Genomic DNA, 1,762 nt, shown 5'->3' on the forward strand with positions numbered 1-1,762 from the left:
GTCGAAGCGCGATGAATATCGTCGTACTCGTCAAGCAGGTGCCTGATTCGGGCGCGGACCGCAACCTGCGTCCTGACGACAACACCGTCGACCGCGGTTCGGCGAACAACGTCATCAATGAGATGGACGAGTACGCCATCGAGGAGGCGCTGAAGATCAAGGAGGCGCACGGGGGTGAGGTGACCGTCCTGACCATGGGTCCGGACCGGGCGACCGAGTCGATCCGCAAGGCGCTCTCCATGGGGCCGGACAAGGCCGTGCACGTGGTGGACGACGCGCTGCACGGGTCCTGCGCCGTGGCCACCTCGAAGGTGCTCGCCGCCGCCCTCGGTCAGCTCGGCGCCGACCTGGTCATCTGCGGCGCGGAGTCGACCGACGGCCGGGTCCAGGTCATGCCGCACATGATCGCCGAGCGGCTGGGCGTGGCCGCCCTGACCGGCGCGCGCAAGCTCACCGTCGACGGCGCCACCCTGACCGTCGAGCGGCAGACCGAGGAGGGCTACGAGGTGGTCACCGCCCCGACCCCGGCCGTCGTCTCCGTCTGGGACACCATCAACGAGCCGCGCTACCCGTCCTTCAAGGGCATCATGGCCGCCAAGAAGAAGCCGGTGCAGACGCTCTCCCTCGGTGACCTCGGCGTCGCCCCCGCCGAGGTGGGCTTCGACGGCGCCACCAGCGCCGTGGTCGAGCACTCCAAGCGCCCGCCGCGCTCCGGCGGGGAGAAGATCACCGACGAGGGCGAGGGCGGCGTCAAGCTGGTCGAGTTCCTCGCCACCGAGAAGTTCGTGTGAGAGGTCTGGACATGTCTGAGGTTCTCGTCGTCGTCGAAGCCACCAAGGAATTCGGCGTCAAGAAGGTCACCCTGGAGATGCTCACCCTCGCCCGCGAGTTGGGCACCCCGAGCGCGGTCGTGCTCGGTGGCGCCGGCGCCGCCGAGGCGCTGAGCGCCAAGCTGGGCGAGTACGGCGCGGAGAAGGTCTACGCCGCCGAGGGCGAGGAGATCGACGGCTACCTGGTGGCCCCGAAGGCCACCGTGCTGGCCGAGCTGGTCCGGCGGGTGCAGCCGGTCGCCGTGCTGCTCGCCTCCTCCCAGGAGGGCAAGGAGATCGCCGCCCGCCTGGCCGTCAAGCTGGACAACGGCATCCTGACCGACGTGGTGGCCCTCGCTGCCGACGGCACCGCCACCCAGGTCGCCTTCGCTGGCTCCACCATCGTCAAGTCCAAGGTCACCAAGGGCCTGCCGCTGGTCACCGTCCGGCCCAACTCGCTCAACCCGACCCCGGCGGCGGCCACCCCGGCCGTCGAGCAGCTCACCGTGTCGGTCTCCGACGCGGACAAGCTGGCCAAGGTCGTCGAGCGGGTCGCCGAGCAGAAGGGCTCCCGTCCCGAGCTCACCGAGGCGTCGGTCGTCGTCTCCGGCGGCCGTGGCGTCGGCAACGCCGACAACTTCAAGCTGGTCGAGGAGTTGGCCGACCTGCTCGGCGGCGCCGTCGGCGCCTCCCGCGCGGCGGTCGACTCGGGCTTCTACCCGCACCAGTTCCAGGTGGGCCAGACCGGCAAGACCGTCTCCCCGCAGCTCTACGTCGCGCTGGGCATCTCCGGCGCGATCCAGCACCGGGCCGGCATGCAGACCTCGAAGACCATCGTCGCGGTGAACAAGGACGCCGAGGCGCCGATCTTCGAGCTGGCCGACTTCGGCGTGGTCGGCGACCTGTTCAAGGTCGTCCCGCAGGCCGCCGAGGAGATCCGCAAGCGCAAGTGA

At 70.1% G+C, this 1,762-nt stretch carries 2 protein-coding genes; both read left to right on the forward strand.

What is annotated here, in order from left to right; all coding sequences use genetic code 11:
• Positions 1 to 11: 11 nt before the first annotated feature.
• Positions 12 to 791 (forward strand): electron transfer flavoprotein subunit beta/FixA family protein, encoded by a 780-nt coding sequence (locus tag B0E53_RS36220; RefSeq protein WP_107079890.1) that lies wholly within the window; start codon positions 12 to 14, stop codon positions 789 to 791.
• Positions 792 to 802: 11 nt separating this feature from the next.
• On the forward strand, positions 803 to 1,762 hold the full coding sequence (locus B0E53_RS36225; protein ID WP_107079891.1) for an electron transfer flavoprotein subunit alpha/FixB family protein: 960 nt from the start codon (positions 803 to 805) through the stop codon (positions 1,760 to 1,762).

This window comes from Micromonospora sp. MH33 (assembly GCF_003013775.1).
Classification (GTDB): Bacteria; Actinomycetota; Actinomycetes; order Mycobacteriales; family Micromonosporaceae; genus Micromonospora; species Micromonospora fulviviridis.